We start from the raw sequence: 23,977 nt of genomic DNA, 5'->3' as shown, positions 1-23,977 counted from the left end.
GCCCATCACGGTAAGGACGTAATCGCATGAGTCTTCCGCGTATCGCCGTCGACGCGATGGGCGGCGACGAAGGCGTGCGCGTGATGGTCGAGGGTGCAGCCCTCGCCCGCCGTCGGCACGAGAAGTTCAGCTTCCTGCTGATGGGCGACCGTGCGCAGATCGAGCGCGCGCTGGAGAGCCATCCCGGGCTCGCCGGTGCGGCCGAGATCCGCCATTGCGAATCGGTGGTCGAAGGCGAGGACAAGCCTTCGCAGGCGCTCCGCCGTGCCAAGGGCACGTCGATGGGCGAGGCTGTCGCCGCGGTGAAACGCGGCGAAGCTGGCGCTGCGGTCAGCGCGGGCAATACCGGCGCGCTGATGGCGATCAGCAAGGTCGCGCTGCGCACCCTGCCGGGGATCGACCGGCCCGCGCTCGCCGCATTGCTCCCCACGCTCGAAGAGCAGGACGTCATCATGCTCGACCTCGGTGCCAATACCGAGTGCGATGCCCGCAATCTCGTCCAGTTCGCGATCATGGGTGCGGCCTATTCCCGCATCGTCACCGGGCGTCCGCGTCCGCGCGTGCGCCTGCTCAACATCGGCACCGAAGACATCAAGGGCACCGGCGAAGTGCAGGAAGCGGCAAAGCACCTGCGCGCGGCCAAGACGCTGGCGATCGATTTCGACGGCTTCGTCGAAGCGGACAAGATCAACCGCGGCGATGTCGACGTGGTGGTGACCGACGGTTTCTCCGGCAATATCGCGCTGAAGGCCATCGAAGGCTCGGCCCGGTTCGTGACCGACCTGCTCAAGACCGCGTTCCGCTCCTCGCTGCGCTCCAAGATCGGCTTCCTCGTCTCGCGCCCCGCGACCGAGCTGCTGCGTCACCATCTCGACCCCAACAACCACAATGGCGCGGTCTTCCTCGGCCTCAACGGCGTGGTCGTGAAAAGCCACGGCAGCGCCACGGCCAATGGCGTCGCCAACGCGGTCGCAGTGGCGGCGCGGCTGCTCGAAGAAGACCTCACCGCGCGGATCGGCGAAGACCTCGCCGAACTGGGCGACAGCCTGATGGCCAATGGCCACCGTATCCGCACCGACACAAGCAAGATCGAGAGCAGCGCCAAGTGATCCGCTCCCTCATCCGCGGGGCTGGCTCTGCCATGCCCCAACGCGTCGTGACCAATGCAGAGCTGGCAGGCCGGCTCGACACCAGCGACGAGTGGATCGTGGAGCGCACCGGCATCCGCCAGCGCCATATCGCGGGCGAGGGGGAAACCACCGGGACGCTGGCGATCGCGGCCGCCCGCGCGGCGCTCGCCGATGCGGGGGTCGACGCGAAGAAGATCGACCTGATCGTTCTCGCCACCGCGACGCCCGACAACACCTTCCCCGCGACCGCCACCAAAGTTCAGGCCGCGCTGGGCTGCAATGGCTGCCCCGCGTTCGACGTGCAGGCGGTATGCTCCGGCTTCCTCTATGCGATGACCACCGCCGACGCGATGCTGCGCAGCGGGCAGGCGACCTGCGCGCTGGTGATCGGCGCGGAAACCTTCAGCCGCATTCTCGACTGGGAAGACCGCACCACCGCCGTGCTGTTCGGCGACGGCGCGGGCGCGATCGTGCTGGAAGCGCAGGACGTTGCCGAGGATACCGCGAAGAGCGAGGGGCCGGGCATCCTGACCTCGCAGCTCCATGCCGACGGCGCGCAGCACGACCTGCTCTATGTCGATGGCGGGCCCTCAACCACGCAGACCGTGGGCCACCTGCGGATGAAGGGGCGCGAGGTGTTCCGCCACGCGGTCGGCAATCTGGCGCAGGTGCTGGGCGATGTGGTCGCCAAGGCAGGCATCACCGTCGACCAGATCGACTGGGTCGTGCCGCACCAGGCCAATATCCGCATTCTGGAAGCGACCGCCAAGAAGCTGGGCCTGGCGCCCGAAAAGGTGATCGTCACGGTCGACAAGCACGCCAACACGTCTGCCGCATCCGTGCCGCTCGCCTTCGCTGCCGCGCGTGCCGACGGGCGGATCAAGCCGGGCGATCTGGTGCTGTTCGAAGCGATGGGCGGCGGGTTCACATGGGGCGCAAGCCTGGTCCGGCTCTGAGCCCGCGCGGCCCCGTAGGGCACGCGAATCGCCGATGGTGCAAAAAACGCTGTGTCGCATTTGCGGCACCACGTAATCATTGCTAGGCTTTCGGCGGTTTATCGAGGCTCTTTCGAGAACACCCGGCAAGAACAGAAAAAGGGATTCCTCACGATGTCGCGCTCGGCGGGTACGCTGACCAGGGCCGATCTGGCCGAAACCATCAATCGCAAACTCGGCTTCAGCCGCGCGGAATCGCTGGCGCTGGTCGAATCGATCCTCGCGCATATGTGCGATTCCCTGAAGGACGGCGAGAACGTCAAGATTTCCGGCTTCGGCAGCTTCGTGCTGCGCGACAAGAAGGAACGCGTCGGCCGCAATCCCAAGACCGGGGTCGAGGTGCCGATCACCCCGCGCCGGGTGATGACCTTCCGCGCCAGCCAGACCCTGCGCGACCGGATCGCAGACGGAAGCTGACATGGCCCGCCGCAGCTTCGACGATGGCAAGGACGCAGACGCGCTTCGGACCATCGGCGAGCTTGGCAAGGCGCTTGGCATCAAGGCACACGTGCTGCGCTATTGGGAAGAGCAGTTCCCGATGCTGCAGCCTCTGAAACGGAGCGGGGGGCGCCGCTATTACCGGGCCGACGATGTCGCGCTGGTCGAAACGATCGACCGGCTGGTGAATGGCGAAGGCTACACTCTCAAGGGCGCACGCGCGGCGATCGAGAAGGGGCGGGCAGGCATGAATCCTGCAAACGGGGACGACCAGGAACCAGAAGCACCGCGCGAGGGCGTGCGCCGTTACCTGACCGCGCGCGACCTGCCCGACCACGACGAACCGTCCGCACAGCAACCGCACCCGCGTCTGCGCCGCGCCGCCGACCGGGTCTTGCTCGACGAGTTGAAGGCGATCCGTGAGGGGCTGGCGGCGGCGATCGCCGAGTAGCTTGCCAATCGCGCGCTGACCGTCAGGCGCGCTCGTCTTTCGGCGATCCCATGACAACGTAGGATGTGATCGACTGCACCTGCTCGACCGTGCCCAGGATCTGGGTGTGGAAGCGCTTGTAATCGGTCAGGTCGGCGGCTTCGACGCGCAGCAGGTATTCGACCGAGCCGGTCACGTTGTGGCACTCGGTCACTTCGGGCGCATCGGCCATCTTTGCCTCGAACGCCTCCTGCGCGGCCTTTGTGTGCTTGTTCAGCCCGACCGCGACATAGGCGACGAAGCCGATGCCCAGCGCCGCGCGGTTGAGTACCGCGCGATAACCATCGATGACGCCGCTGCGCTCCAGCTCCTGCACCCGCCGCAGGCATGCCGACGGCGACAGGCCGACCCGCTGCGCGAGTTCGAGATTGCTGATTCGCCCGTCCAGCGAGAGCTCGTGCAATATCTTGCGAGTGATGGTGTCAATCGCGCGCATTTATTGCGTCGATAGCCGTGATTGAGCGATGATTGCAACTTCATTCGGCGATGAATTGCATATTATGGCGCACATGACATTCGATCTGCTCCCCGCGCTTGCAGGCTTCGCCCTGGTCTCCTCGATCACCCCGGGGCCGAACAACGTCATGGTAATGGCGTCGGGCGCGAATTTCGGCATGCGTCGCACCGTGCCGCACATCCTCGGTATCGGTTGCGGCTTCGTCGTGATGTTGTTGCTGGTCGGTCTGGGACTGGCGCGGCTGTTCGAGATGTTTCCGGTCATCCGCCTGGTGCTCACCGTGGTCAGCGCGCTGTATCTGCTGTGGCTGGCGTGGAAGATCGCCAATGCCGCCCCGGTCGGCAGCAATAGTGGGCGGGGGCGCCCCTTCACCTTCCTGCAGGCCGCGCTGTTCCAGTGGGTCAATCCCAAGGCGTGGATGATGGCGCTGAGCGCGATCACCCTCTACGCGCCCGGCGATTCTACTGGGGCGCTGATGCTCGTCGCGGCGGTGTTCGGGATCGTCAATCTGCCCTGCGTCTCCGCTTGGGCGGGGCTGGGCACGCAGGCCGCACGGTGGCTGTCGAATCCTGCGCGATTGAGAGCATTCAACTATACGATGGCCGCATGCTTGCTCGCCACGCTTGCACCGGTCCTGGTCGCGGAGTTCGTCCGGTAGTCGGAGGCTGCCCGATCGCCTACTCCGCCGCTAGCAATTCGGCGGCTTGCAGGTCCACGCTCACGAGGCGGCTGACGCCCTTCTCGATCATGGTCACCCCGAACAGGCGGTGCATCCTGCTCATCGTGACCGCGTTGTGCGTCACGATCAGGTATCGCGTGCTGGTCTCTTGCGTCATCGCCTCCAGGAGGTCGCAGAAGCGGTCGATATTGGCGTCGTCGAGCGGGGCGTCGACCTCGTCGAGCACGCAGATCGGTGCGGGATTGGTCAGGAACAGCGCGAAGGTGAGCGCGATCGCGGTCAGCGCCTGTTCCCCGCCCGATAGCAGCGTGAGCGATTGCAGCCGCTTGCCCGGCGGCTGGGCGTAGATCTCCAGCCCCGCCTCCAGCGGATCGTCGCTGTCGATCAGCGCGAGATGCGCGACACCGCCTTCAAACAGGCGCGCGAACAGCTTCTGGAAATGCGTATCGACCTGCTCGAACGCGGCGCGCAGCCGCTCGCGTCCCTCGCGGTTCAGCTGCCCGATGGAACCGCGCAGGCGGTGCACCGCCTCGGTCAGTTCCTCGCGCTCGGCAGTGGTAGAGCCGTGCTCTTCCTCGATCTTGGCGAGTTCGTCGGCGGCGACCAGATTGACCGGGCCGATCCGTTCGCGCGATTGGGTCAGCTTGTCGAGCGTTTCGGACTCGGCCTCCCGGTCGGCTACATCCGCTTCGTCGAACTCGTATGCGGCGGGCAGCAGCGGCGGGGGCTTGTGGAAGCGCTCGCCCGAAACGCGCGCCATCTCCGCCCGCCGCGCGTCCTCGTTCTCGGCCTGGTTGGCCAGCTGGGCGCGCCGCTCGCGCGCTTCGGAGAGCGCTTCGTTGGCGGCGCGCTGCGCTGTATCGGCGGCGTCGGCGGCCGACTGCGCGGTGTCGAGCGTGTCCTGCAAGGTGGCGAGCCGCGCGGCGGTTTCGCGGTGGCTGGTCCGCGCAGTCTCTAGGTCGTGGGCCAGCCGCTCGGGCTGATCGCCGACCTGTTCGCGCGCGGCGGCGATCTCGGCAAAGCGGCTGTCCATCTCCGCCAGCCGGCGCGCAGCCTCGTCCGCCCGCCGATCCCAGTGCGCGCGGTCGGCGCGATGGGCGGAGACGCGCTCCTTTGCGACCGCGAGCGCCTGTTCCTGCGCCGCGCGCGCGGCGGTGGCGGCGGAGAGCTGCGCACGCGCGGTCTCGTGGGCGGAGCGGGCCGCATCGCGCCGCGCGGCGAGCGCTTCGGGATCGGTCAGCCCGGCCAGCGTCGCCTGTGCTGCCTCCAGCTCGCGCGTTGCAGTGGCGCGCTGGTCGGCGAGGTCGGTGCGCGCCTGTTCGAGCTGGCGCGCCCGTTCGGCATGGCTGGCGAGCGCCGCCTCCGCGCGGTCGAGCGCACGCAGCGCCTCGCGCTCGGCCTGCGCGGCCGCTTCGCGCTCGCTTTCGGCGCGGGAGAAATCCGCCTGTCCCGCATCGAGCGCCGCGCGCGCTTCGCCCACGCGGGCGTCCGTATTGGCGGCGGACTGCTGCAATTCGGGCAGTCGTTCGGCCAGCGCGGCGAGGCGGTTGGCCGCTTCGAGCCGCGCCGCCTCCGCGCCGCCCTCGCCGCGCACGACCAGCCCGTCCCACCGGCGCAGCGCGCCTGCCAGCGTGACCAGCCAGGTGCCCGGCTCCAGAGCGCGGCCATCATCCGCCTCGACCACCTGCACCCGCGCGAGGCGCGCGCGCAGTTCCTCGGGGCAATCGCCGAGATGGTGCAGCAGCGAATCGGCCACCGGCTCGGGCTGCGGCGCGCCGGTCCAGAAGCGTCCATCCTCCGCCTCGGGCATGGCGCCCAGCGGGCTGCGACCATCGCGGCCCAGCACTGCGGCGAGTGCCGCCTCGTAACCGGGCGCGGCACGCACGCGATCGAGCGCGACCGGCTTGCCCGCCTTGGCCGCGCGCGCCTTGTCGCGGGTGCGCTGGTCCTTCTCCAGCGCGGCGTGTTCACGCTCCACCCCGGCGAGTTCGGCGCGCGCTTCGGCGAGCGCTTCCTGCGCCTGCTCCAGCGACTTGCGCGCGGCATCGCGCGCCTCGCGGCGGCCTTCGATGCGCCCCGCCAGCGCCTCCTGCGCTTCGCCCGCTTGCGTTGCGGCGGCCTGCGCCTCGGCCAGCGCCTGCTCGGGGTCCTGCGCGCCGGCCTGCTGGCGCGCGCTCTCCTCCAGCCGTTCCGCCTCGCTCGCAAGCTTGGCGATCCGCCGCTCCGCCGTGTCGAGCGCGGCGCGCGCGACACGCCATTCGGCATCGAGCGCGGCGTAATCCGCATTGGCGCGCGCGAGCTCCAGCTCTGCGGAACGTTCGGCCTGCTCGGCCCGCTCGGCATCCGCGATCACCTGCGGCAGCGCAGCCTCGGCTTCCGCCCGCGACGTCTCGCTCGCCGCCAGTTCGGCTTCGAGCCGTTGGAGCGCATCCGCCGCATCGCGCCCGGTGCGCCCGTAATCCTCGCGATCCTCTTCCAGCCGCGCGGCCTGCCGGTCGAGATCGGCCAGCCGGGCGAGCGCTGCGTCACGCTCTTTCTCCAGACTGGCGAGCCGCTGCTCCTGCGCGCCCGCATCGGTGCGCGCGGCGACCAGCGCATCGCGCGCGTCGGCGAGTTTTTCCGCCGCATCGCGCTGCGCCGTCTCGGTCTCGCCCGCACGCGTCTTGGCCGCCTCGACCGCGGCCTCCGCCTCGCCCGCCGCCTTGCGCGCGGCCTGCGCGCTGGCTGCGGCATCGCGCCAGCGGGCGAACACCAGCCGTGCCTCGGCGACCCCGATCTCGTCGGTCAGCTTCGCATAGCGTTCCGCCTGCTTGGCCTGCCGCCTGAGCGAGGTAATCTGGCTGTCGAGCCCCGCGAGCAAGTCTTCCAGCCGGGCGAGGTTGCTCTCGGTCTGGCGCAGCTTGCTCTCGGCATCCTTGCGCCGCACGTGCAGCCCGGCGATCCCCGCCGCTTCTTCCAGCATCGCGCGTCGTTCGACCGGCTTGGCCGCGATCATGTGCGCGATCTTGCCCTGGCTGACGAGTGCGGGGGAGTGGGCCCCGGTCGCCGCATCGGCAAAGGCGAGCGCGACGTCCTTTGCCCGCACGTCGTTGCCGTTGACGCGGTAGGCGCTGCCCGCGCCGCGTTCGATCCGGCGGACCACTTCCAGCTCGTCGCCGGAATCGTCCGCGCCGGTCAGCACCACTTCGGCGAACTGGCGCGGGGGACGCTCGGCCGTGCCGGCGAAGATCACGTCTTCCATCCCGCCCGAGCGCATCGACTTGGCGGAGGTTTCCCCCATCACCCAGCGGATCGCTTCGAGCAGGTTGGATTTGCCGCAGCCGTTGGGGCCGACGACCCCGGTCAGCCCGGGTTCGATGCGCAGGGTTGCGGGCTCGACGAAGCTCTTGAAGCCAGACAGGCGAAGCTGCCGGATCTCCATCCGCCGTGCCCGCTACCCGCGCCTAGCGCGCGCCCGCGCGCTGGAGGGCGGCTTCGATTGCGGTCCAGCTCGAATCGTCGAGCTTCTTGCCGTTCAGCACGAAGGTCGGCGTCTGGGTGATATCGTCCTGCGTGCCGTAGGTTTCCGACACATCGGCGATCTCGCTCAGCCGGCCGGCATCGGCGAGGCAGGTGCGTGCCTGATCGCGGCTGACCCCGCGCGCGGCGAAGAAATCGAGCAGGCCGGCAGTGTCGGCGAAGGCGACGAAGCGCTGGTCCTCGGGCAGGTTCAGCGCGGCTTCGAGCTGCGGGCCGCGCTCCTGCAGCGGCTGCATGATCGTGGGCAGGTTGGCCCAGACCTGATCGGCCAGCGGCACCGCCTGCTCGGGCGTGCCGCAATCGACCAGCCGGGTCAGCGCGAGGTCGAGCGGGCCGTGAATCACGAAGCTGCGGAATTCGAAGTTGACCCGGCCACTGTCGACATAGTCGTTCATCAGCGGCTCGCTTGCCTGCATCGAGAAGGCGGCGCATGCCGGGCAGGTGAGCGAGCCGTACTCGACCAGCTTGATCGGCGCATCCGGGTTGCCGACGAGATAGCCGCCGCGATCGGTCTTCTGCGCCATTTCGGACCATACCTGGCCGTCGGGCGCGGAGACTTCGGCCACCGGCTCGCCACTGATCGAGGCTTCGGCGTCATCGCCCGAGCCACAGGCGGCCAGGCCAAGCGCGAGCGGCAGGGCCAGCGCGGTAAGGGCGAAGGTTTTGGAGCGGATCACGGATTTGATCGGGGCGTTCATCGGGCGGTCCTTTTCGTGCCGATTGGAAAGCTTAGGCGGAAGGTCTGGCGATTCGGAAGGTGCGGGGCGCAGGTTCTCCACCGGCACCGCAGCCGGGCAACGCTAGTCGGCGGGATCGCCGGACTGGGCAGATGCCCCCGGCGCGCCCGCGCTGGCCAGCGCCTGTTGCAGCTGGTCCCAGGTGTGCACGCCTTCCAGCATGGTGCCGTTGACGACGAAGCTGGGAGTCGAGATCGGACCATAGGTCACGATATCGGCCTCGATCGCGCCTTCGATCCGGTCTGCAAGCGCCTGGTCGGCGAGGCACCGGTCCAGTTCCACCCGGGTATATCCGCGCCGCTCGAAAATCGCGTAGAGGTTGAGGTCGCTCGCAACGGAGCGGCGGCTCGCGGCCTTGTCGCCGTTGAACCACCGGTCGGTCTGCGACTTGGTCGCGAGCCGCAGCAGCGCATTGAACTGGGGCTGCGCCATCATCAGTGCTGAATGGTTGCCGGGAAACTTTTCGGGCGCGCCGCAGCGGGCCATCATGGTCGCGGTCAGATCGACCGGGTTGGCCGCGACATTGCGATATTCGTAGCGCAGATCACCCTTCGAGACGTAGCCGAGCTTGAGGATTTCCTCTCCCTGCATCGCGAATTCGCGGCAATGGGGGCAGGTGTAGCTGATATATTCGGTCAGCGTGACCGGGGCATCGGGATTGCCGACGATGTGCGAAAAGGGCGTTCGTTCGACCGTCTGCAGCCAGTTCTGCGCCGCTGCCGGGCTTGCCAGACCGGCAAGCATCACCAGCAGGGTGGCCATGATACGCGTCATCAATGCGTTTCTCCGTTCGTGTCGTCGCCCAGCGTGCGCGCGAGCCCTTCGAGCACGGCGCGCAGTTCGGGGTCCCCGATATCGCGCAAAGACTCGCCCAGTTCCATCGGAATCGGCTTGAGTTCGGGCGGCCTCGTGCTGCGCTGGGGCTCTACCGCGCGCGGCTGAACCGTACCTTGCCGCAGCTTGACCCGCGCGACCGCGCGATAGCCGAAGAAGCGGTTGGTCCGCTCGATGATTTCGGGGATCACATGCTGGATCAACGGAGCATGGGCGGGCGCGACCACCAGCTGGAGGATACCATCGGCGCGCTCGCCCGGCGGAAAGCGGATCGATTCGGGCGCGCAGACCTTGGCATGGTCCGTCCCGACGATCTCCGGCCAGCGGGTCACGACAGAGCTTTGCACGAAGCCGTAACGGCGGAACGCGGTGCGCCCGACCTGCGGCATCAGATCGCCGACCGGCTTCACCCCGCTGCCGCGCGAGCGCTCGAACGGGCGCACGTTCCCGGTTTTTGGCCCGGTTTTTGGGCCGCCTTTCGGGCCGGTCTTCTTCGCGCTTTTCCTGCCGGTCGCGGATTTGGGGGGAGGCTTGCGTTCCATCGCGCGGCCACCGATGCCATAGGCGGCGCGTGACCACCAGAGAGACCTGTGCGCAAATTCCGGCCCGGCTGCTTGCCTGGTACGACGAGCACGCCCGCGCGCTGCCGTGGCGCAGCGCTCCGGGCGAGCAGCCCGCCGATCCCTATCGCGTGTGGCTGTCCGAGATCATGCTGCAGCAGACCACCGTGGCGGCGGTGAAACCATACTTCGCCGCGTTCACGACCCGCTGGCCGAGCGTAGAGGCACTCGCTGCCGCGCCGCAGGAGGATGTGATGGCTGCCTGGGCGGGGCTGGGTTATTACTCGCGTGCGCGCAATCTGGTGAAGGCGGCGGGCGTGGTCGCCGAACTGGGCGGTTTTCCCGAAACCGAGGAAGAGCTGCGCGCGCTGCCCGGCGTGGGTGCGTACACCGCCGCCGCAATCGCTGCGATCGCCTTCGGGCGGCGCGCGGTGGTGGTCGATGCCAATGTCGAGCGGGTGGTCGCGCGGTTATTCGCCATCGACACTCCGTTACCCGGAGCGAGGCCGGCGATCCGCGAGGGGGCGGATCTGATCACCCCGGACGAACGCAGCGGCGATTTCGCGCAAGCGATGATGGATCTGGGCAGCCGCATCTGCACCCCGCGCGCTCCGAACTGCGACGCCTGCCCGCTCGCGGCGGATTGCGCGGCGCGCGGACACGATCCCGAGCGGTTGCCGGTCAAGGCTGCGAAGAAGGCCAAGCCCGTGCGGCAGGGCAGGGCCTACTGGATCGAGCGTGAGGGGGCGGTGTGGCTGGTCCAGCGGGCACCCGAGGGAATGCTCGGCGGAATGCGCGCGCTGCCCGACGATGGCTGGTCGGCGGCAGGCGATGGATCGGGCGATCCGCCATTGGCGGGCGTTTGCGAAGAGGCGGGCGTGGTACGCCACACCTTCACGCATTTCGTGATCGAGCTGAGCGTGCTGCGGCTGGAGAACGCACAGGAGACGGGGCTGGCGCAGGGCGAATGGTGGCCGGTCGAGCGGATCGGCGAGGCGGGCCTGCCGACCCTGTTCGCCAAGGCTGCGCGGCTGGCGATCGCGGCGCGCGAACGCCTGATCTAACGCAAAGCTAGAAGATGCCGCCGCCCAGGAACAGCCGGATCACCGCCAGGATGGTCACGATGATGCAGAAGGTCCGCCCGCTGGTGCTCGACGACAGAAAGCCGAGGATGATCCCGAGGATCAGGAACGGCATGGCAAAATAGTTCGCCCAGCCCAGAAACGGGATGGTTGCGGGGATGACGATGATGAGGCCGACGATTCCGAACAGCCAGGAAAGGATGTTGAGCATGTGTCTTATATGGTTAACGCACCTCCGGCTGGCAAGACAGAAAATGCGCGATTGACGGCAGACGGGCGGGCTTTAAGTTTTGCCGCGAAACGGATTAGCGGAGACAAGAGATGGCCTATCGGGAATTTACGGACAGCGGTCTGTCGCGTCGCGGCCTGCTGCGAGGCGGGGCCTATCTCGCGGGCGGATCGATGCTCGCGAGCCTGCCTTTCGGCAGCGCGCTGTTCGCCCACGATGTCAGCGAGGCATGGCCGCACCTCTCCGCCGAGATCGAGAAATACCTGTCCGAAAAGAAGCTCGCCAATGCGATCGCCGCACTGGGCAGGAAGCAGGATCCGCATGCCCACTCGGTCGGCGGCGGCACGCTGGCGCTGGGCGGCAGCACGAAGGCCGACCTCAACTCGCTCTACCGCATCTATTCGATGACCAAGCCGATTACCGGGATGGTCGCGATGCAGCTGATCTCCGAAGGCAAGATGGCGCTCGACCAGCCGCTGTCGGACATCCTGCCCGCCTTCGCGCAGATGCAGGTGCAGAAGGAATATGACGGCGCGATCAGCGAGGATAATCTCGAACCGGCGAAGAGCCCGATCACGATCCGCCAGCTGCTGACCCACACCTCCGGCCTTGGCTACCAGATCATCCAGCAGGGCGCGCTCAAGGATGAATACTACCGGCTGGGCCTCGCCCCCGGTCAGGTCAGCCGGATGCCGATCCCCGGCATCCCGACGATCGAACCTGCCGAAAGCCTCGAGCTCTTCGCCGACCGGCTTGCCACCGTGCCGCTGGTTTATCAGCCGGGTACGAAGTGGTCCTACTCGGTCGGGCTCGACCTGATGGGTCGGGTGATCGAAGTGGTCGAAGGCAAGCCGTTCGATCAGGTGATGCACGACGTGATCCTGGGCCCGACCGGGATGACCAGCACCTTCTTCACCGTGCCGGAAAGCGAAGTCGGGCGGCTGACCACCAATTACGGCATCCTCAACGGGCAGATGTTCCCGATCGACCCGGCGGCGACCTCGATCTACCTCGACAAGCCTGCCTTCCCCTTCGGCGGGGCCGGCCTCGTCAGCAGTCCGCACGATTACGACCGCTTCCTGCGCATGCTGCTGGGCAAGGGCATGATCGACGGCACCCGCGTGCTGAGCGAGGCTGCGGTGAATATCGGCACCTCGAACATCCTGCCCGGCACGGTCGATCTCGCCGGATCGTGGGTCGAAGGGCAGGGCTTCGGCGCTGGCGGGCGCGTGGTCGACAAGGCGTTCGGCTGGGGCGGCGCTGCGGGCACTGCGGCCTTCGTCGATTTCGCATCGGGCCTGCGCGCCGGGTTCTTCGCCCAGTACATGCCGAGCGAGGCCTACCCCATCCAGGGCGAATTCCCCGATCTGGTGCGCAAGGATCTGGCCGCCGCAACCAATGGCTGATCGTACCGCGTACCCGATCGCTTTCTCCGGCTCTCCGCTCGACCGGGCGGACAACATGCGCGCCGATCCCGATGCGCTGGCCGGGATGATGAACTGGAAGGCGCGGCTGCTGCTGCTCGACGGGCTGATGCCTTCTATGGATGACGGCGGACGGCTGGCGTGGGGCACGCTGGCCGATGCGCCGCAGGATGCCGAGTTTGTGTTCCTCGGCCTGGACCGGGCGGATGGGGGCGAGAAAGCGTGTTTCGCCGCGGTTCCGCCGCAGGGCGATGCCCGCCCGCGCATGGCCAACCCGCAACTATGGTCGCTGATGACCAGCCTCACGCCCGACCAGCTGGCGCTGTACGGCGGCGCGCGCAGCATCATCGACTGGCACGCGCGGCACCGCTTCTGCGCGCAATGCGGCCACCCGACGCATGTCGCCAAGGGCGGCTGGCAGCGCAATTGCGACACCGATCAAGGCTGCGGCGCGCAGCATTTCCCGCGCACCGACCCGGTCACGATCATGCTGGTCGAATATGACGGCAAGCTGCTGCTGGGCCGCGGGCTGGGCTGGCCGGAGGGGCGCTATTCCGCGCTCGCCGGGTTCGTCGAGCCGGGCGAAACGATCGAGGAAGGCGTCGCGCGCGAGGTGCTGGAGGAAACCGGCGTGGTGGTGCGCGACGTTTCCTACATCCTCAGCCAGCCGTGGCCTTTCCCCAGCCAGCTGATGCTCGGCTGCATGGCCTATGCGGACGACGACGCGATTACGCTCGACGAGACCGAACTGGCCGAGGCCGGCTGGTTCACCCGCGAGGAGGTGGAGGCCGCACTGGCAGGGCGCGACGACGCACCCATCGTCGCGCCTCCGCCGCACACGATCGCGCATCAACTCTTCCGCTGGTGGATCGCCCAATGACGCAGACGCTTACGATCGACATCTGGTCCGATGTCATGTGCCCGTGGTGCCTCGTCGGCTGGGGCGGCTTGCGGCAGGCGCTGGACCAGCTCGATGGCGAGATCGACGCGCAGGTCCGCTGGCACGCGTTCGAGCTCAACCCCGATATGCCCGAAGAGGGCGAAGAGCGCACCGCGCATATCGCGCGCAAGTACGGCCGCACGATGGAACAGTCGCGCGGCGTGCAGGACCAGATGCGTGAGGCGGCGCAGCGCGCGGGCGTGTCGCTCGATTATGAGGGCGGCGAGCCTGCTCCGCCCGCGATGATGTGGAACACGCTGGCCGCGCACAAGCTGCTGACATGGGTGCTGGAAGAGCATGGGCCTGAGAAGCAGACGCAGCTCAAGCTCGCGCTGTTCCACGCGCATTTCAACCAGCGCCGCCGGATTGGCGAAGCCGATGTGCTGCTCGATATTGCGGAGGAAGCCGGGCTCGACCGGGCAGGGGCGCAAGCCGCGCTCGAAAGCGAGGAGTACACCGCCAAGGTCCGTGCCGAGGAACGCGGGGCGTACGAGATGAACATCACCGGCGTCCCCGCAATGGTGGTTGCGGGCAAGTTCCTGATCCCCGGCGCCCAGCCTGCCGAGGCCTATGCCGATACGCTGCGCCGGGTGGCGGAGAAGGTGGCGGATGCGGGCTAGGATCGCGCTGGCGCTGCTGTGCTGGCTCGGCATTCTTGCGGCCAGCCCCGCTGCCGCCGACGAACCGCGCAATTTCATCTACACCGGCGAACTGGCGGAGCACCTCGACCTGCTCGACCGCCCCGATATCGAGGGCGCGCAGGTCGTCTATCCGTGGCGGATGCTCGAACCCGAGAAGGGCGAGTACGATTTCAGCGCGATCGAGACGGACCCATCAATTTCTGGCCCTGCGAGTGGAACAACGACCACCGCTATATGGAGCGCGCCTTCGCGCTCGCGGTGGAGCAGGGCATCGGCACGGGCGGGCCGGACATCGTCCCGCATAAGCGCGCGCACACGAAAAACAGCTACCCCTTCTTCAATCGCCACAAGGACGATCTGCCGCTGATCGCAATGGCGATCCAGGAGCCGACGCTGACCTACACCAACCCCGAGACGGGGCAGAAGTTCACCCGCGAAGAGTTCGTCGCCTTCGCGCGCGACTATCTGGGCGTCGACGTGATCTTCTGGAGCGTCGAAGCACCATGGCTGGGGAAGGATTAGGTTACCGGCACGGCGGACTCAGTCGGAAATCAGGTCCGGTACGTAGATCTGTCTAAGGGGAATCATTGTGCGGTAGCGCGGCGAGAGCTGCGGATAATGTTCGAGAATTAGCTGGACCAGTTCTTCGCCGTCGAGAAGCCTCAGGCGCGGTGTATTCCGCTCGCGGACCCGGGCCTGACGACTATACGAACCGAGGGTGACGAAGAGAGCGAATTCCCCTTCGCCCAGCGTGCCCAGTAGCTGGCTGACGTCAGGCTCGCCAATCTGGCCCGTTTGCCGCTTGCACTGGATCTTGATGATCGGCGGCTGAAAACCGAGTTCGTCGGTATGCGCGATAACATCGACGCCGCCGTCGCCGGACTTTTCCGATACCCTTGCCGTGTAGCCCATGCACTCCATCAGATGTGCAACGAAATGCTCGAATTCGTAGCCTGACAAGCCTGTCGTAATACGCCTTACGACGAAGTCTTGGGTGTTCTCGACGGCAAGCTGCGAGGCATTCTGCGTGGCAAGGTCATCGGGGATCGCTTCATCCACGTCGGGATCCGAAGGCGTCGGTGCTTTGTTCGGGTCGATCTTTGCTTCGAATGCCGGCGCATTTTCGCGAACCCGGAACAGTGTGATGAAAGACCCAATCTCGTTCAGCGCGGTCTGGTTGAAGTCACTGCGCGGGAACTGCGCCATCCATTCGACACCGATGAAGTTTGGAAAATCCTCGCCACCATTGGTGTTGCCGGTCCTGTGCCATTTCTTCCCGGTGGCGCGACCGATGTTGACCATCCGGTTGTGCTTCGAGGGATAGACAATGACGTCACCCTTCTGCACCTCGTGCGCAAAGCGGTAGAGGGTGCCCGCATCGACGGGAATCGCGCCCGGTTTTTTATCCGGATAGGCCTGTTGCAGGGCTGATTTGTAAGCTTCGCGGTCAGGCGGAAACGCGAAGATGTCTCCCACATCCGGCCAGCCCAGGCAGGCGTAACCATGATCGATGGGATCGTCGCCAACCCACTCTGGCATATGGATGCCCCAGACCTTGCTCACTTGGTTCCCTCCGGTCCTTGCGCGGGCCCGGTGGCGGACACGCTAGTCTAGGCCAGGTTAGCCCGATCTGCGGACCAATGTCACTCGGCTGTGGGACAGTGTGCCGGACGCGATCGCCCTCGGTAAATTTGCACAAAAAACCCCGCCATCGCGGGCGGGGCTTTCTGTAGGCGGGTAATCATCCTTCGGCTTGCTGTGCGCGCAGCTTGGTCACGGCCTGCTCGGCGCGGGCCTGCAGGTTCTTGTCGGTCTGGAGCGCAGCGCCGATGCTGTTGAAGCGTGTCGGCGTCAGCTGGGCCTGCGAGAGGATCTGAATCGCCTTCTGATCCTTCTCCGCCTTCTCCATCTCGGCATTCTGCTGAAGATTGCCGATCATCGACGCGGCGATGATGAAGTTCTCCAGTTCGGAGTCCGAAACCGGCGCCATTTCCGTGGCGGCGGGTGCCTCTGCCTGCTGGGCCAGCGCGGGCTGCGCGGCGATGGCGAGGGATGCGGTGGCGATCGTGCTGAGTAGAAGCTTCATGAGAATGTCTCCCGTTCGTGAAAATCGATACGGGCGCGCACCTCGTGACGACCGGCCCGCAGCTCAACCATAGCGCGCCGGGCCGTGAATGAGTTTGGACGAGTGGGGCGCGCCAGAGGGAAAAGCGCCGCCCCACCCGAAAAAGCGATCAGGCCTGATTGCCGTTCTTGATCGCCCGCATTGTCTTCTCGCCCTTGCGAGCGTCCTGCTCGGGATTGTCCGAGCCAACGGTAGGTTCGCGATTGTCAGGATCGGTCGCGCGGTTGACATCGGCGCGGGCACCGACGCGGGTGTTGACGTCGCCACCGGCAGATCCCTGCTGGTCGGGCGTTTCGTCTTCGGTCATCCGGTCGATCAGTTCGTTGTCGGGATGGCGGCTCTGACGTTCGGGCATAAAAATTCTCCTTTCCCCTTCAATGGTTAGGGGCAGGGTAGCGTTCCGATTTTCCGAAACTCGCGACTAGATCAGCCCGAGCCGTTGCAGCTTGGTCGCCAGCGCACCGGGCAGCACGTCGCCGACCTCCTCGCCTTCCGCCAGATCGCGAGGGGGCTCGCCCTTTAGGTAGCGCCAGCCCTGGTGCGCGCGCTTGGGCTGCGGGTAGACCGGGATCAGCCGCGGTTCGAGATCGATCGACCAGCGGCCATTATCGGTCTCGCTGAAGCCGAGGATTTCGCTGCGCGCGACCAGATTGTGCTGGTGGATCCAGAACAGCGACCCGCCGATGCATTCTTCCCACCGCGTCGGGCGATAGCGGGTGGTGAGGTTGGGGCTGCGCCGGTTCGCGTACCAGCTTTCGAGGTCGGAGAAAGACTGCGCGCCGAACGCGATCTTGGTCAGGTTGAGCGGCATGGGGGTGAGGTAGGTGCGGCGTCGTGCCGGGGCAAGTTGCCTAGCGGAACGCGATGCGCATCAGCTCCTCGGCAAACGAGGCATCCGAGCGCATTTTCAGCGCGCCCGCCCGGTGAAGCGCGAGGCCGCCATGGGCGAGCATCCACACCCGCATCACGTCGCGCCGCTGCGTATCCGGATCGTCGCCGTCCCGCGCAATCGCATGGAGCGATGCGGCGATGACCTCGTCCACCGCAGCGGACAGCGCGGCGTCGTCGTTGAAGCTGGCATAGGGGCGCTCCATCATCACCGCATAGAGGCCGGGGTGCTTCAGCGCGAAATCGATGTAGGCCCGCAGATGCGATCGCTCGTCCTGTGCGGTGCCGAGACTTTCCGCCAGCCTCGCAAAGCCTTCGGCGGCAATCGCGGCAAGCAATGCCTCACGGTCGGCGAAGTGGTTGTACAAGGCGCGGTGCCCCACGCCGAGCGTTTCGGCGAGCGTGCGCATGCTCGGCACGTTTCCGTCACCGGCTTCGATCGCACGCAGCGCTGCCCACAGCGCTTCGGCCTTGAGATCGCCGTGGTGGTATGTCGTGCGCGCAGTAATCCCGTCTCTCCGCGAGTCTTCCGGCCCTCGATAAGCGAGGGGGTGCGGGATGACAAACCGCCTCCCGCACGACGCGCAGTTGACAGAATCGCTCGCATGGGCTCTCAATGTATCCACTGGATATATAGGAGTGACCATGCAGGTTTTCGATCTCTTGCGCGAGCAGCTGGGCAAGACCGTTCCTTTCGCCAATCATGTCGGTGTCGAGATCGTCGAGGTCGGCGAGGGCACCGCCACCGCGCGTCTGGACGAGCAGCCGCACACCAGGAACCACATCGGCTCGCAGCATGCCGGGGCGCTGTTCACGCTGGCGGAGGCGGCATCGGGCGGAGCGATGGCGGGCGCGTTCATGCCCGTGCTGATGCAGGTCCGCCCGGTCGCTGCGGAGTCGACCATTCGGTATTCGAAGATCGCCAAGGGGCCGATCACGGCCCGCGCGAAGATCGGGCAGCAGGCGTCGGGATTGCTTCAAGAGCTCGAGGCGCAGGGGAAGGTCCGCTTCCCTGTCGAGGTCTCGCTGGCGGACGAGAGCGGCGAAGAGGTCGGTGCAATGCGTGTCGAGTGGCACGTGTCGAAGGGGCGCTGAGCAATGTCGGCCAACCCCGCCCATTCCATGCCCTTCGCCAGGCTGGTCGGCGTCGAGATCACCAGCGCCACGTCCGAAGCGATCGAGGGCTATCTCGATGTCCGCGACGAGCTTTGCACCACCGGCGGCATCATCCACGGCGGCGCGGTGATGGCCTTTGCCGACGCGATGGGTGCGGTCGGGGCGTTCGTGTCTTTGCCCGAGGGGGCGAAGGGGACCACCACGATCGAGAGCAAGACCAACTTCCTGGGCGCGGCGAAGATCGGGGAGAGGGTCACGGCGGTGTCGAAACCGCTCTCCATCGGCAGGCGGATTTCGGTGTGGCAGACCACGATGACGCGGACCGATGGCAAACCCGTCGCCGTGGTGACGCAGACCCAGCTCGTGCTCTAGCCGCGCCCCCCAATCTCTTCGACGGAGTGCATTTGCGATGGGACATATCGGCCCTTCGGTTCGCCTCGACGCACCGGCCTTCATCCATGACAGCGCGCATCTCTATGGCAGGACCTCTGTCGGCCCTGGCGCGTCGATCTGGACCAACGCCGTGATCCGCGCCGAGATGCACGAGGTGCGGATCGGGGCGCGGAGCAATATCCAGGACTTCGTGATGATCCATGTCGGCGCGAGGGATGGGACGATCGTGGGCGAGGATTGCTCGATCACCCATCACGCGACGCTGCACGGCTGCACGATCGGCGACCGCAGCCTGATCGGCATCAACGCGACGATTATGGATGGCGCTGAGATCGGCACCAATTCCATCGTCGCCGGGCACAGCATCGTGAACGAAGGCAAGGTGTTTCCGGAGAACAGCGTTATCGCCGGGGTGCCCGCAAAGCTGGTGGCGACCCGCGACAACAGTGCGGCGAACCTGTTCAACGCGCGCTTCTACGGGATGATCGCGCGTGCGTTCGCAGAGGGGCGGGACTGTCTCGGCGAGGACGAGATTGCAGCGCTGGCCTCGATGGGAGGCGGGGCTGTCCCGTGATGTGCTCGGCAATGGGATGCTGGTCAGGCTGAGCGCCAGCGACCCGTCGCCCCGGACTTGATCCGGGGCAAGGCTGCTTCGGGTGCTCCGCTGGAAGGAAGCTTGACCCCGGATCAAATCCGGGGTGACGATGGCATTATAAGTCGGGACCATACTTCTACCAATTGCCTCGTGAAGTCATCGTCGTGGAAGGCGGGTACACCAGGGCGTGGCGCTCGACTGCTTTAAGCGCTAACCCGTTTGGATGATCGAATATTTCCCAATCGAGAGCAAAGCTCCTTGGAAAAACGCGGACGACGCAGATCTGCTGTCTTTTGATTGGCTCCGCGAAACCGCAACCTTCGCAACATCGGATGACGACCGGCTCTTAGAGGTGAGCTTCCTTGGATCAGATGTCATCGTTCGTATGCTGGACGAGTTCCCATTAAGCACCGAGAGCGGCCCAGACGATTGGGTTGGATTGATTCCGCACCACTTCGCATATCGAGTTGAGGGTGACCCGTTTTTCAAAGCGCAATCTGGAGCTTGGCGCGAAGTAGTAGGCTCGCCGAAACACTATCGTTTCCTGACTGGCTCGGGCTGCCTTGACGTGATCTCAAGTGGGGTCCCAACGTTTAGGCTATTTAAGCGCTGAACCGCAAAGCTGCCGTTAGCTGACCGGAATTTTGCAGCCCTCTCGGCCCACTACCCCACCAGCCCGCTCGCCACCGCGAGCCCGAGGAACGCGAAAAACCCCATCGAGTCGGTCACCATCGTCACGAATACCGACGATGCCACCGCCGGGTCCTGCTTGGCGCGTTCGAACAGCACCGGGACCAGCACGCCCGCCAGCCCGGCCGTCACCACGTTGATGACCATCGCCAGCGCGATCACGCCGCCCAGCTTCCAGTCGAACACCAGCGCGGTGGCGATGCCGACCAGCACGGCGATCGTCACGCCGTTGAGGATCGCGACGCGCATTTCGCGCAGCAATATCTTGCCCGTGTTGGCGCGGGTCAGCTGATTGGTCGCGATCGCGCGGACGGTCACTGCCATCGTCTGCGTGCCCGCATTGCCGCCGATGCTGGCGACGATCGGCATCAGGATCGCGAGCGCCACCAGCTGCTCGATCGCTGCACCGAAAGCCGCGATGATCAGCGAGGCGACCAGCGCGGTGCCCAGATTCGCGACCAGCCAGCGCACGCGGCTGGAGAAGGCCTCGCGGATCGGCTCGTTGATGTCGCCGTCGCCCGCACCCGAGAGCAGCAGGGCGTCCTCGCCCGCTTCTTCGGAAATGATGTGGACCACGTCGTCGACCGTCATCTGGCCGACCAGCCGCCCGGTCGAATCGATCACCGCGGCGGAAATCAGCGCGTATTTCTGGAACATCAGCGCGACCTCTTCCTGATCCATCAGGACCGGGATCACGGTCTGGTCGCGCTTCATCACATCGGTCAGCGCGACCTGACGCGGGGTGGTCAGAATCCAGCTGAGCGCGCAGGTGCCGACCGGATGATGCGCCTCGTCGACCACAAAGACTTCGAAGAAATCGCCCAGCAGCGTGCCGTGGACGCGCAGGTAGTCGATCAGGTCGCCGACGGTGAAATGCTCGGGCACCGCGACGAATTCGCGGCTCATCAGACGCCCGGCGGTCTCTTCCGGGTAGGACAGTGCGCTTTCGATCGCGGCGCGGTCCTCCGCGTCCATCTCGGCGAGGACGGCTTCGCGCTCGTCCGCGCCCATGTCCTCGATCATCTGGACCGCGTCGTCGGTTTCCAGCTGCTCCGCGATCAGGGCCACTGCCTCGGCGGGCATGCCCTCCATCATTTCTTCGCGAACCCAGTCGTTCAGCTCGGCGACGACCTCGCTGGTCATCAGGTCGCTGATCGCGATGGTCAGGTCGGCGCGCTGGTCATTGTCGAGCAGTTCGAGCAGGTCGGCGACGTCGGCCGGATGCAGCGGCTCGACCAGTTCGTACAGTTCGCCGCGCCGGTCTTCCTCCAGCGCGGTGCGCACCGCGCGGAGATATTCGGGCTTGAGGCGGTTTTCCTCGTCGTGCCGCTCGTCGTCGACGCGGTCGTCGGGGCGGCCCCCTTCGTGGGCGTCCTCCTCGGCTGCCAGACCGGCAGGGGCGATCGTTTCGTCGAGGAGAGGATCGGCGCTCATGGCTTTGCGCCCCTAAGCGGATGCGGGGCAAAAGCAAGCGCGAGACGCCGCGCAGGGTGACAGGCGCGCGCGCTGCCGCTAGCCGGGCGGCAAGGCAAATTTGCAAGGAGATTCCCCATGGCCGAGAAACTGACCCTCACGCTCGACACCGGCGACGGCGAAAACAAGGACGTCGTCATCAAGCTGCGCCCCGACCTGGCGCCCGGCCATGTCGAGCGGATTACCGAACTGGCCAAGGACGGGTTCTACGATGGCGTGGTGTTCCACCGCGTGATCCCCGGCTTCATGGCGCAGGGCGGCGACCCTACCGGCACCGGCATGGGCGGCAGCGACAAGCCCGACCTGAAGGCCGAGTTCAATTCCGAACCGCACACCCGCGGCACCTGCTCAATGGCGCGCACCCAGGTGCCCGACAGCGCCAACAGCCAGTTCTTCATCTGCTTCAACGACGCCGAATTCCTCGACGGGCAGTACACCGTGTGGGGTCAGGTCGAGAGCGGCATGGACCACGTCGACGCGCTGCCCAAGGGCGAGCCGCCCGCACAGCCGGGCAAGATCGTGAAGGCGAGCGTTTCGTAACTCCGCTTCGAACGGCGCCGGAGCGGCGCAATGAGAAGAAGGGCCCCCCTCCGTGCGAGGCGGGCCCTTTTTCTTTGCCTAGAGTCCTGCCTTGACCAGCCAGTCGTGGAACATGCGCACGGGGCGCTCTTCCAGCGCGCCGGGCTTGCACACGAACCAGTAGGAATAGGGGCTCTCGACCTCCGCGTCGTAGAGGTTGACCAGCCGGTTGTCGGCTGCGCGGCGGCGGTGGTCGTCGTGCATGATCGCGATGCCCAGACCCTGCGCCGCGGCGGCGAGCATCAGCTGGCCCGAATCATAGTGATCGATCGCGGCAGGCTCCAGATCGGAGAGATCCAGCGCCGCCTTCCACGCGGTGAAGCTTTCGGGCAGTCCGTTGTGGATCAGGAAGGTCTGCCGCGCCAGCAGGCCGGCGTCGGGCGTGTCGCCCAGCGTCGCCGCCAGTTCGGCATTGGTGATCGCGTGAACCTTGTTCTCGTCCAGCCGCACCGCGTGCAAGCCGGCGCTGGGCCGGTTCGAGAGGATGATCGCCGCGTCCAGCGTATCGCCCACCCGGTCTTCCAGATGGGGGCCGGTGTCGATGTCGATATGCAGGATCGGGTGCAGCCGCCGCAGCTCGGCAAGGCGGGGGAACAGCCGCTGGGTGCCGAACAGCGGCAGGACGCCCAGGTGCAGGCGCAGCAGGCTGGTGCTTTCCGACTGGCCTTCCACCGCGCGGGCGAGCGCTTCGAAATGCGGCAGCACCGCCTCGTGAAATGCCGCGCCTTCGTCGGTCAGCTGCATCGCCTGGCGGGCGCGGGTGAACAGTTTCTTGCCGATGAACTCTTCCAGCGTGGCGATCCGCCGGCTGAGCGCCGAGGGGCTGAGCCCGAGCTGGTTCGCCGCCGCACGGGCGGAGCCCAGACGGACGGTGTGCATGAACGCTTCGAGCGAGCGCAACGGAGGGAGGCGGCGGTTGACCATCAAGGCGACCTTGGCAGGATGCTGGGGCGCGCAAAAGCCCTATTTTGCGCGGATAGGCGTAGCGAAGCAGGCGACACCGCTACTCCTCCTCGCTGGCCTCCTCGCGCGCGTGCAGGCGGACCTTCTTCACGTGGGTTTCGTCGCCCTCGATCACCTCGATCGTCCAGCCATTGGGATGCTCCACGCTGGTGCCGACCTGCGGCACCTGTTCGGCGAGGATGAAGGTCAGGCCGCCCATCGTATCGACCGATTCCTCGACTTCGGCGAGTGCCGGGTCGATCCGCTTGGCGATATCCTCCAGCTCGGCCCGGGCGTCGATTTCCCACACGCCGTCGCCGATCGGGGTGATCCAGTCCTCCCGCTCGTCGTCGTGCTCGTCCTCGATCTCGCCGACGATCTCCTCGACCAGATCCTCGATCGTGATGATCCCGTCGGTGCCGGAAAACTCGTCGACCACGATCGCGAGGTGCATGCGCTTGGCGCGCATGTCGGCCAGCACGTCGAGCGCACCGCGGCTCTGCGGCACGTAGAGCGGTTGGCGCATCAGCGTCGTCCACTCGGACGGGGCCGGCTTGCCGCCGGTGAGGTATGGGAAGACGTCCTTGATGTGGATCATCCCGATCACCTCGTCGAGCTGCTCGCGATAGACCGGCAGGCGCGAATGGCCGTGTTCGGTAAACACCTCGAGCAGCTCCTCCCACGAGGCACCGGCTTCCACCGCGACGATCTCGCCGCGCGGGATCGCCACGTCGTCCGCATCGTGTTCGCTGAAATGGAGGAGATTGCGCAGCATCTCGCGCTCTTCGCGCGAGAGATCGCCGTCGTCGTGCGAATCGCCGCCGTGGGCTTCTTCCTCGCCCTCCTCGCGATCGCGTTCGTTGATTGCGTCCTCGATCTCGCGCCGCAGGCTGCGTTCGCTGCCTTGGCCGTTCAAGAACTTGCGCATGGCGAGCCAGAGCCCGCCTCTACTGTCCGCGTCTCCCGCGCCAGCAGACTTGTCGCTATCGTTTTCGGGCATGGCCCTGAAATGCTCTCCTGT

Annotated in this window: 29 protein-coding genes; 15 read left to right on the top strand and 14 right to left on the bottom strand. The window is 66.5% G+C overall.

Features of this window, described 5'->3' with window-relative positions:
• The first annotated feature begins 26 nt into the window (after positions 1 to 26).
• The 4 genes from plsX to K7H93_RS03905 are packed head-to-tail and all read left to right on the top strand — an operon-like array spanning position 27 to position 3,014.
• Positions 27 to 1,109 (top strand): phosphate acyltransferase PlsX, encoded by a 1,083-nt coding sequence (plsX, locus tag K7H93_RS03920; protein ID WP_230782580.1) that lies wholly within the window; start codon positions 27 to 29, stop codon positions 1,107 to 1,109.
• Positions 1,106 to 2,086 carry a beta-ketoacyl-ACP synthase III gene (locus tag K7H93_RS03915; protein WP_338080277.1) on the top strand — a complete coding sequence of 327 codons (981 nt, stop codon included), beginning with the start codon at positions 1,106 to 1,108 and terminating at the stop codon, positions 2,084 to 2,086. The genes plsX and K7H93_RS03915 overlap by 4 nt, the downstream gene beginning before the upstream one ends.
• A 51-nt stretch (positions 2,087 to 2,137) precedes the next feature.
• A complete protein-coding gene (locus tag K7H93_RS03910) occupies positions 2,138 to 2,542 on the top strand; it encodes an integration host factor subunit alpha (protein ID WP_255351380.1) in 405 nt (134 codons plus the stop codon).
• A 1-nt stretch (position 2,543) separates the two neighbouring features.
• Entirely contained in the window at positions 2,544 to 3,014 is a 471-nt protein-coding gene (locus tag K7H93_RS03905) for a MerR family transcriptional regulator (protein WP_230782579.1), read from the top strand.
• Between the two features lie 22 nt (positions 3,015 to 3,036).
• On the opposite strand, the gene K7H93_RS03900 is transcribed toward K7H93_RS03905, so the two are convergent.
• Positions 3,037 to 3,489, bottom strand: coding sequence for an Lrp/AsnC family transcriptional regulator (locus K7H93_RS03900; protein ID WP_230782578.1), 453 nt, complete (start codon positions 3,487 to 3,489; stop codon positions 3,037 to 3,039).
• Positions 3,490 to 3,553: 64 nt separating this feature from the next.
• Here K7H93_RS03900 and K7H93_RS03895 point away from each other — a divergent pair, with 64 nt between their 5' ends.
• A complete protein-coding gene (locus K7H93_RS03895) occupies positions 3,554 to 4,168 on the top strand; it encodes a LysE family translocator (RefSeq protein ID WP_230782577.1) in 615 nt (204 codons plus the stop codon).
• A 19-nt stretch (positions 4,169 to 4,187) separates the two neighbouring features.
• On the opposite strand, the gene K7H93_RS03890 is transcribed toward K7H93_RS03895, so the two are convergent.
• From K7H93_RS03890 to K7H93_RS03875, 4 genes are all read right to left on the bottom strand, one after another.
• Positions 4,188 to 7,610 carry an AAA family ATPase gene (locus K7H93_RS03890; protein WP_230782576.1) on the bottom strand — a complete coding sequence of 1,141 codons (3,423 nt, stop codon included), beginning with the start codon at positions 7,608 to 7,610 and terminating at the stop codon, positions 4,188 to 4,190.
• A 22-nt stretch (positions 7,611 to 7,632) separates the two neighbouring features.
• Positions 7,633 to 8,406: a DsbA family protein gene (locus K7H93_RS03885; protein ID WP_010234385.1), complete on the bottom strand. Its 774-nt coding sequence runs from the start codon at positions 8,404 to 8,406 to the stop codon at positions 7,633 to 7,635.
• A gap of 102 nt (positions 8,407 to 8,508) precedes the next feature.
• Entirely contained in the window at positions 8,509 to 9,219 is a 711-nt protein-coding gene (locus K7H93_RS03880; RefSeq protein WP_230782575.1) for a thioredoxin domain-containing protein, read from the bottom strand.
• Positions 9,219 to 9,821 (bottom strand): DUF721 domain-containing protein, encoded by a 603-nt coding sequence (locus K7H93_RS03875; RefSeq protein ID WP_230782574.1) that lies wholly within the window; start codon positions 9,819 to 9,821, stop codon positions 9,219 to 9,221. The genes K7H93_RS03880 and K7H93_RS03875 overlap by 1 nt, the downstream gene beginning before the upstream one ends.
• 29 nt (positions 9,822 to 9,850) lie before the next feature.
• Between K7H93_RS03875 and K7H93_RS03870 the strand changes: the two genes are divergently transcribed.
• Positions 9,851 to 10,903, top strand: coding sequence for an A/G-specific adenine glycosylase (locus K7H93_RS03870; protein WP_230782573.1), 1,053 nt, complete (start codon positions 9,851 to 9,853; stop codon positions 10,901 to 10,903).
• 7 nt (positions 10,904 to 10,910) lie between these two features.
• Here the strand turns inward: K7H93_RS03870 and K7H93_RS03865 are convergent, their stop codons facing one another.
• A complete protein-coding gene (locus K7H93_RS03865; RefSeq protein ID WP_010234394.1) occupies positions 10,911 to 11,132 on the bottom strand; it encodes a hypothetical protein in 222 nt (73 codons plus the stop codon).
• A gap of 110 nt (positions 11,133 to 11,242) precedes the next feature.
• Between K7H93_RS03865 and K7H93_RS03860 the strand changes: the two genes are divergently transcribed.
• From K7H93_RS03860 to K7H93_RS03845, 4 genes are all read left to right on the top strand, one after another.
• The gene (locus tag K7H93_RS03860) at positions 11,243 to 12,556 is read left to right on the top strand and encodes a serine hydrolase domain-containing protein (protein WP_230782572.1); all 1,314 of its coding nucleotides are present in this window, start codon (positions 11,243 to 11,245) and stop codon (positions 12,554 to 12,556) included.
• Complete coding sequence (nudC, locus tag K7H93_RS03855; protein ID WP_230782571.1) at positions 12,549 to 13,454, top strand: NAD(+) diphosphatase; 906 nt, start codon at positions 12,549 to 12,551, stop codon at positions 13,452 to 13,454. The genes K7H93_RS03860 and nudC overlap by 8 nt, the downstream gene beginning before the upstream one ends.
• Positions 13,451 to 14,134 carry a DsbA family oxidoreductase gene (locus tag K7H93_RS03850; protein ID WP_230782570.1) on the top strand — a complete coding sequence of 228 codons (684 nt, stop codon included), beginning with the start codon at positions 13,451 to 13,453 and terminating at the stop codon, positions 14,132 to 14,134. The genes nudC and K7H93_RS03850 overlap by 4 nt, the downstream gene beginning before the upstream one ends.
• Positions 14,135 to 14,389: 255 nt before the next feature.
• Entirely contained in the window at positions 14,390 to 14,677 is a 288-nt protein-coding gene (locus K7H93_RS03845) for a hypothetical protein (protein ID WP_230782569.1), read from the top strand.
• Between the two features lie 18 nt (positions 14,678 to 14,695).
• Here K7H93_RS03845 and K7H93_RS03840 read toward each other — a convergent pair whose 3' ends face one another.
• The 5 genes from K7H93_RS03840 to K7H93_RS03820 all read right to left on the bottom strand — a co-directional run bounded on the left by K7H93_RS03840 (position 14,696) and on the right by K7H93_RS03820 (position 17,578).
• Positions 14,696 to 15,718, bottom strand: a complete 1,023-nt coding sequence (locus tag K7H93_RS03840) for a restriction endonuclease (RefSeq protein ID WP_230782568.1) — start codon at positions 15,716 to 15,718, stop codon at positions 14,696 to 14,698.
• A 178-nt stretch (positions 15,719 to 15,896) separates the two neighbouring features.
• Positions 15,897 to 16,241, bottom strand: a complete 345-nt coding sequence (locus tag K7H93_RS03835) for a DUF4168 domain-containing protein (RefSeq protein WP_054523685.1) — start codon at positions 16,239 to 16,241, stop codon at positions 15,897 to 15,899.
• A gap of 148 nt (positions 16,242 to 16,389) precedes the next feature.
• Positions 16,390 to 16,635 carry a hypothetical protein gene (locus tag K7H93_RS03830; RefSeq protein WP_010234413.1) on the bottom strand — a complete coding sequence of 82 codons (246 nt, stop codon included), beginning with the start codon at positions 16,633 to 16,635 and terminating at the stop codon, positions 16,390 to 16,392.
• 66 nt (positions 16,636 to 16,701) lie between these two features.
• On the bottom strand, positions 16,702 to 17,091 hold the full coding sequence (locus K7H93_RS03825) for a DUF1489 family protein (protein WP_230782567.1): 390 nt from the start codon (positions 17,089 to 17,091) through the stop codon (positions 16,702 to 16,704).
• 40 nt (positions 17,092 to 17,131) lie between these two features.
• Positions 17,132 to 17,578, bottom strand: coding sequence for a TetR-like C-terminal domain-containing protein (locus tag K7H93_RS03820; RefSeq protein WP_230782566.1), 447 nt, complete (start codon positions 17,576 to 17,578; stop codon positions 17,132 to 17,134).
• Positions 17,579 to 17,813: 235 nt separating this feature from the next.
• Between K7H93_RS03820 and K7H93_RS03815 the strand changes: the two genes are divergently transcribed.
• From K7H93_RS03815 to K7H93_RS03800, 4 genes are all read left to right on the top strand, one after another.
• The gene (locus K7H93_RS03815) at positions 17,814 to 18,263 is read left to right on the top strand and encodes a YiiD C-terminal domain-containing protein (protein ID WP_054523689.1); all 450 of its coding nucleotides are present in this window, start codon (positions 17,814 to 17,816) and stop codon (positions 18,261 to 18,263) included.
• A gap of 3 nt (positions 18,264 to 18,266) precedes the next feature.
• Positions 18,267 to 18,656 carry a PaaI family thioesterase gene (locus K7H93_RS03810; RefSeq protein ID WP_230782565.1) on the top strand — a complete coding sequence of 130 codons (390 nt, stop codon included), beginning with the start codon at positions 18,267 to 18,269 and terminating at the stop codon, positions 18,654 to 18,656.
• 37 nt (positions 18,657 to 18,693) lie between these two features.
• A complete protein-coding gene (locus K7H93_RS03805) occupies positions 18,694 to 19,251 on the top strand; it encodes a gamma carbonic anhydrase family protein (RefSeq protein ID WP_230782564.1) in 558 nt (185 codons plus the stop codon).
• Positions 19,252 to 19,495: 244 nt separating this feature from the next.
• The gene (locus K7H93_RS03800; RefSeq protein ID WP_230782563.1) at positions 19,496 to 19,885 is read left to right on the top strand and encodes a hypothetical protein; all 390 of its coding nucleotides are present in this window, start codon (positions 19,496 to 19,498) and stop codon (positions 19,883 to 19,885) included.
• A gap of 50 nt (positions 19,886 to 19,935) precedes the next feature.
• On the opposite strand, the gene mgtE is transcribed toward K7H93_RS03800, so the two are convergent.
• Positions 19,936 to 21,396, bottom strand: a complete 1,461-nt coding sequence (gene mgtE, locus K7H93_RS03795; protein ID WP_230782562.1) for a magnesium transporter — start codon at positions 21,394 to 21,396, stop codon at positions 19,936 to 19,938.
• 117 nt (positions 21,397 to 21,513) lie between these two features.
• Here mgtE and K7H93_RS03790 point away from each other — a divergent pair, with 117 nt between their 5' ends.
• The gene (locus K7H93_RS03790; protein WP_054526160.1) at positions 21,514 to 21,975 is read left to right on the top strand and encodes a peptidylprolyl isomerase; all 462 of its coding nucleotides are present in this window, start codon (positions 21,514 to 21,516) and stop codon (positions 21,973 to 21,975) included.
• Between the two features lie 78 nt (positions 21,976 to 22,053).
• Here K7H93_RS03790 and K7H93_RS03785 read toward each other — a convergent pair whose 3' ends face one another.
• On the bottom strand, positions 22,054 to 22,938 hold the full coding sequence (locus K7H93_RS03785; protein ID WP_230782561.1) for a LysR substrate-binding domain-containing protein: 885 nt from the start codon (positions 22,936 to 22,938) through the stop codon (positions 22,054 to 22,056).
• 79 nt (positions 22,939 to 23,017) lie between these two features.
• Positions 23,018 to 23,956: a hemolysin family protein gene (locus tag K7H93_RS03780; RefSeq protein WP_230782559.1), complete on the bottom strand. Its 939-nt coding sequence runs from the start codon at positions 23,954 to 23,956 to the stop codon at positions 23,018 to 23,020.
• Positions 23,957 to 23,977: the final 21 nt, after the last annotated feature.

Origin of the sequence: Citromicrobium bathyomarinum (genome assembly GCF_021021475.1) — a bacterium.
GTDB classification, from domain to species: domain Bacteria; phylum Pseudomonadota; class Alphaproteobacteria; order Sphingomonadales; family Sphingomonadaceae; genus Alteriqipengyuania; species Alteriqipengyuania bathyomarina.
This window is presented reverse-complemented; position numbering and strand designations above follow the sequence as displayed.

Coding starts and splice junctions, on each gene's coding strand:
- K7H93_RS03865 (WP_010234394.1), bottom strand. CDS start 11,132: ATGCTCAACATCCTTTCCTGGCTGTTCGGAATCGTCGGCCTCATCATC.
- K7H93_RS03830 (WP_010234413.1), bottom strand. CDS start 16,635: ATGCCCGAACGTCAGAGCCGCCATCCCGACAACGAACTGATCGACCGG.
- K7H93_RS03875 (WP_230782574.1), bottom strand. CDS start 9,821: ATGGAACGCAAGCCTCCCCCCAAATCCGCGACCGGCAGGAAAAGCGCG.
- K7H93_RS03890 (WP_230782576.1), bottom strand. CDS start 7,610: ATGGAGATCCGGCAGCTTCGCCTGTCTGGCTTCAAGAGCTTCGTCGAG.
- K7H93_RS03905 (WP_230782579.1), top strand. CDS start 2,544: ATGGCCCGCCGCAGCTTCGACGATGGCAAGGACGCAGACGCGCTTCGG.
- K7H93_RS03800 (WP_230782563.1), top strand. CDS start 19,496: ATGATCGAATATTTCCCAATCGAGAGCAAAGCTCCTTGGAAAAACGCG.
- K7H93_RS03850 (WP_230782570.1), top strand. CDS start 13,451: ATGACGCAGACGCTTACGATCGACATCTGGTCCGATGTCATGTGCCCG.
- K7H93_RS03895 (WP_230782577.1), top strand. CDS start 3,554: ATGGCGCACATGACATTCGATCTGCTCCCCGCGCTTGCAGGCTTCGCC.
- nudC (WP_230782571.1), top strand. CDS start 12,549: ATGGCTGATCGTACCGCGTACCCGATCGCTTTCTCCGGCTCTCCGCTC.
- K7H93_RS03835 (WP_054523685.1), bottom strand. CDS start 16,241: ATGAAGCTTCTACTCAGCACGATCGCCACCGCATCCCTCGCCATCGCC.
- K7H93_RS03880 (WP_230782575.1), bottom strand. CDS start 9,219: ATGACGCGTATCATGGCCACCCTGCTGGTGATGCTTGCCGGTCTGGCA.
- K7H93_RS03810 (WP_230782565.1), top strand. CDS start 18,267: ATGTCGGCCAACCCCGCCCATTCCATGCCCTTCGCCAGGCTGGTCGGC.
- mgtE (WP_230782562.1), bottom strand. CDS start 21,396: ATGAGCGCCGATCCTCTCCTCGACGAAACGATCGCCCCTGCCGGTCTG.
- K7H93_RS03805 (WP_230782564.1), top strand. CDS start 18,694: ATGGGACATATCGGCCCTTCGGTTCGCCTCGACGCACCGGCCTTCATC.
- K7H93_RS03780 (WP_230782559.1), bottom strand. CDS start 23,956: ATGCCCGAAAACGATAGCGACAAGTCTGCTGGCGCGGGAGACGCGGAC.
- K7H93_RS03900 (WP_230782578.1), bottom strand. CDS start 3,489: ATGCGCGCGATTGACACCATCACTCGCAAGATATTGCACGAGCTCTCG.
- K7H93_RS03785 (WP_230782561.1), bottom strand. CDS start 22,938: ATGGTCAACCGCCGCCTCCCTCCGTTGCGCTCGCTCGAAGCGTTCATG.
- K7H93_RS03820 (WP_230782566.1), bottom strand. CDS start 17,578: ATGCGCACGCTCGCCGAAACGCTCGGCGTGGGGCACCGCGCCTTGTAC.
- K7H93_RS03860 (WP_230782572.1), top strand. CDS start 11,243: ATGGCCTATCGGGAATTTACGGACAGCGGTCTGTCGCGTCGCGGCCTG.
- K7H93_RS03825 (WP_230782567.1), bottom strand. CDS start 17,091: ATGCCGCTCAACCTGACCAAGATCGCGTTCGGCGCGCAGTCTTTCTCC.
- K7H93_RS03845 (WP_230782569.1), top strand. CDS start 14,390: ATGGAGCGCGCCTTCGCGCTCGCGGTGGAGCAGGGCATCGGCACGGGC.
- K7H93_RS03885 (WP_010234385.1), bottom strand. CDS start 8,406: ATGAACGCCCCGATCAAATCCGTGATCCGCTCCAAAACCTTCGCCCTT.
- K7H93_RS03815 (WP_054523689.1), top strand. CDS start 17,814: ATGCAGGTTTTCGATCTCTTGCGCGAGCAGCTGGGCAAGACCGTTCCT.
- plsX (WP_230782580.1), top strand. CDS start 27: ATGAGTCTTCCGCGTATCGCCGTCGACGCGATGGGCGGCGACGAAGGC.
- K7H93_RS03790 (WP_054526160.1), top strand. CDS start 21,514: ATGGCCGAGAAACTGACCCTCACGCTCGACACCGGCGACGGCGAAAAC.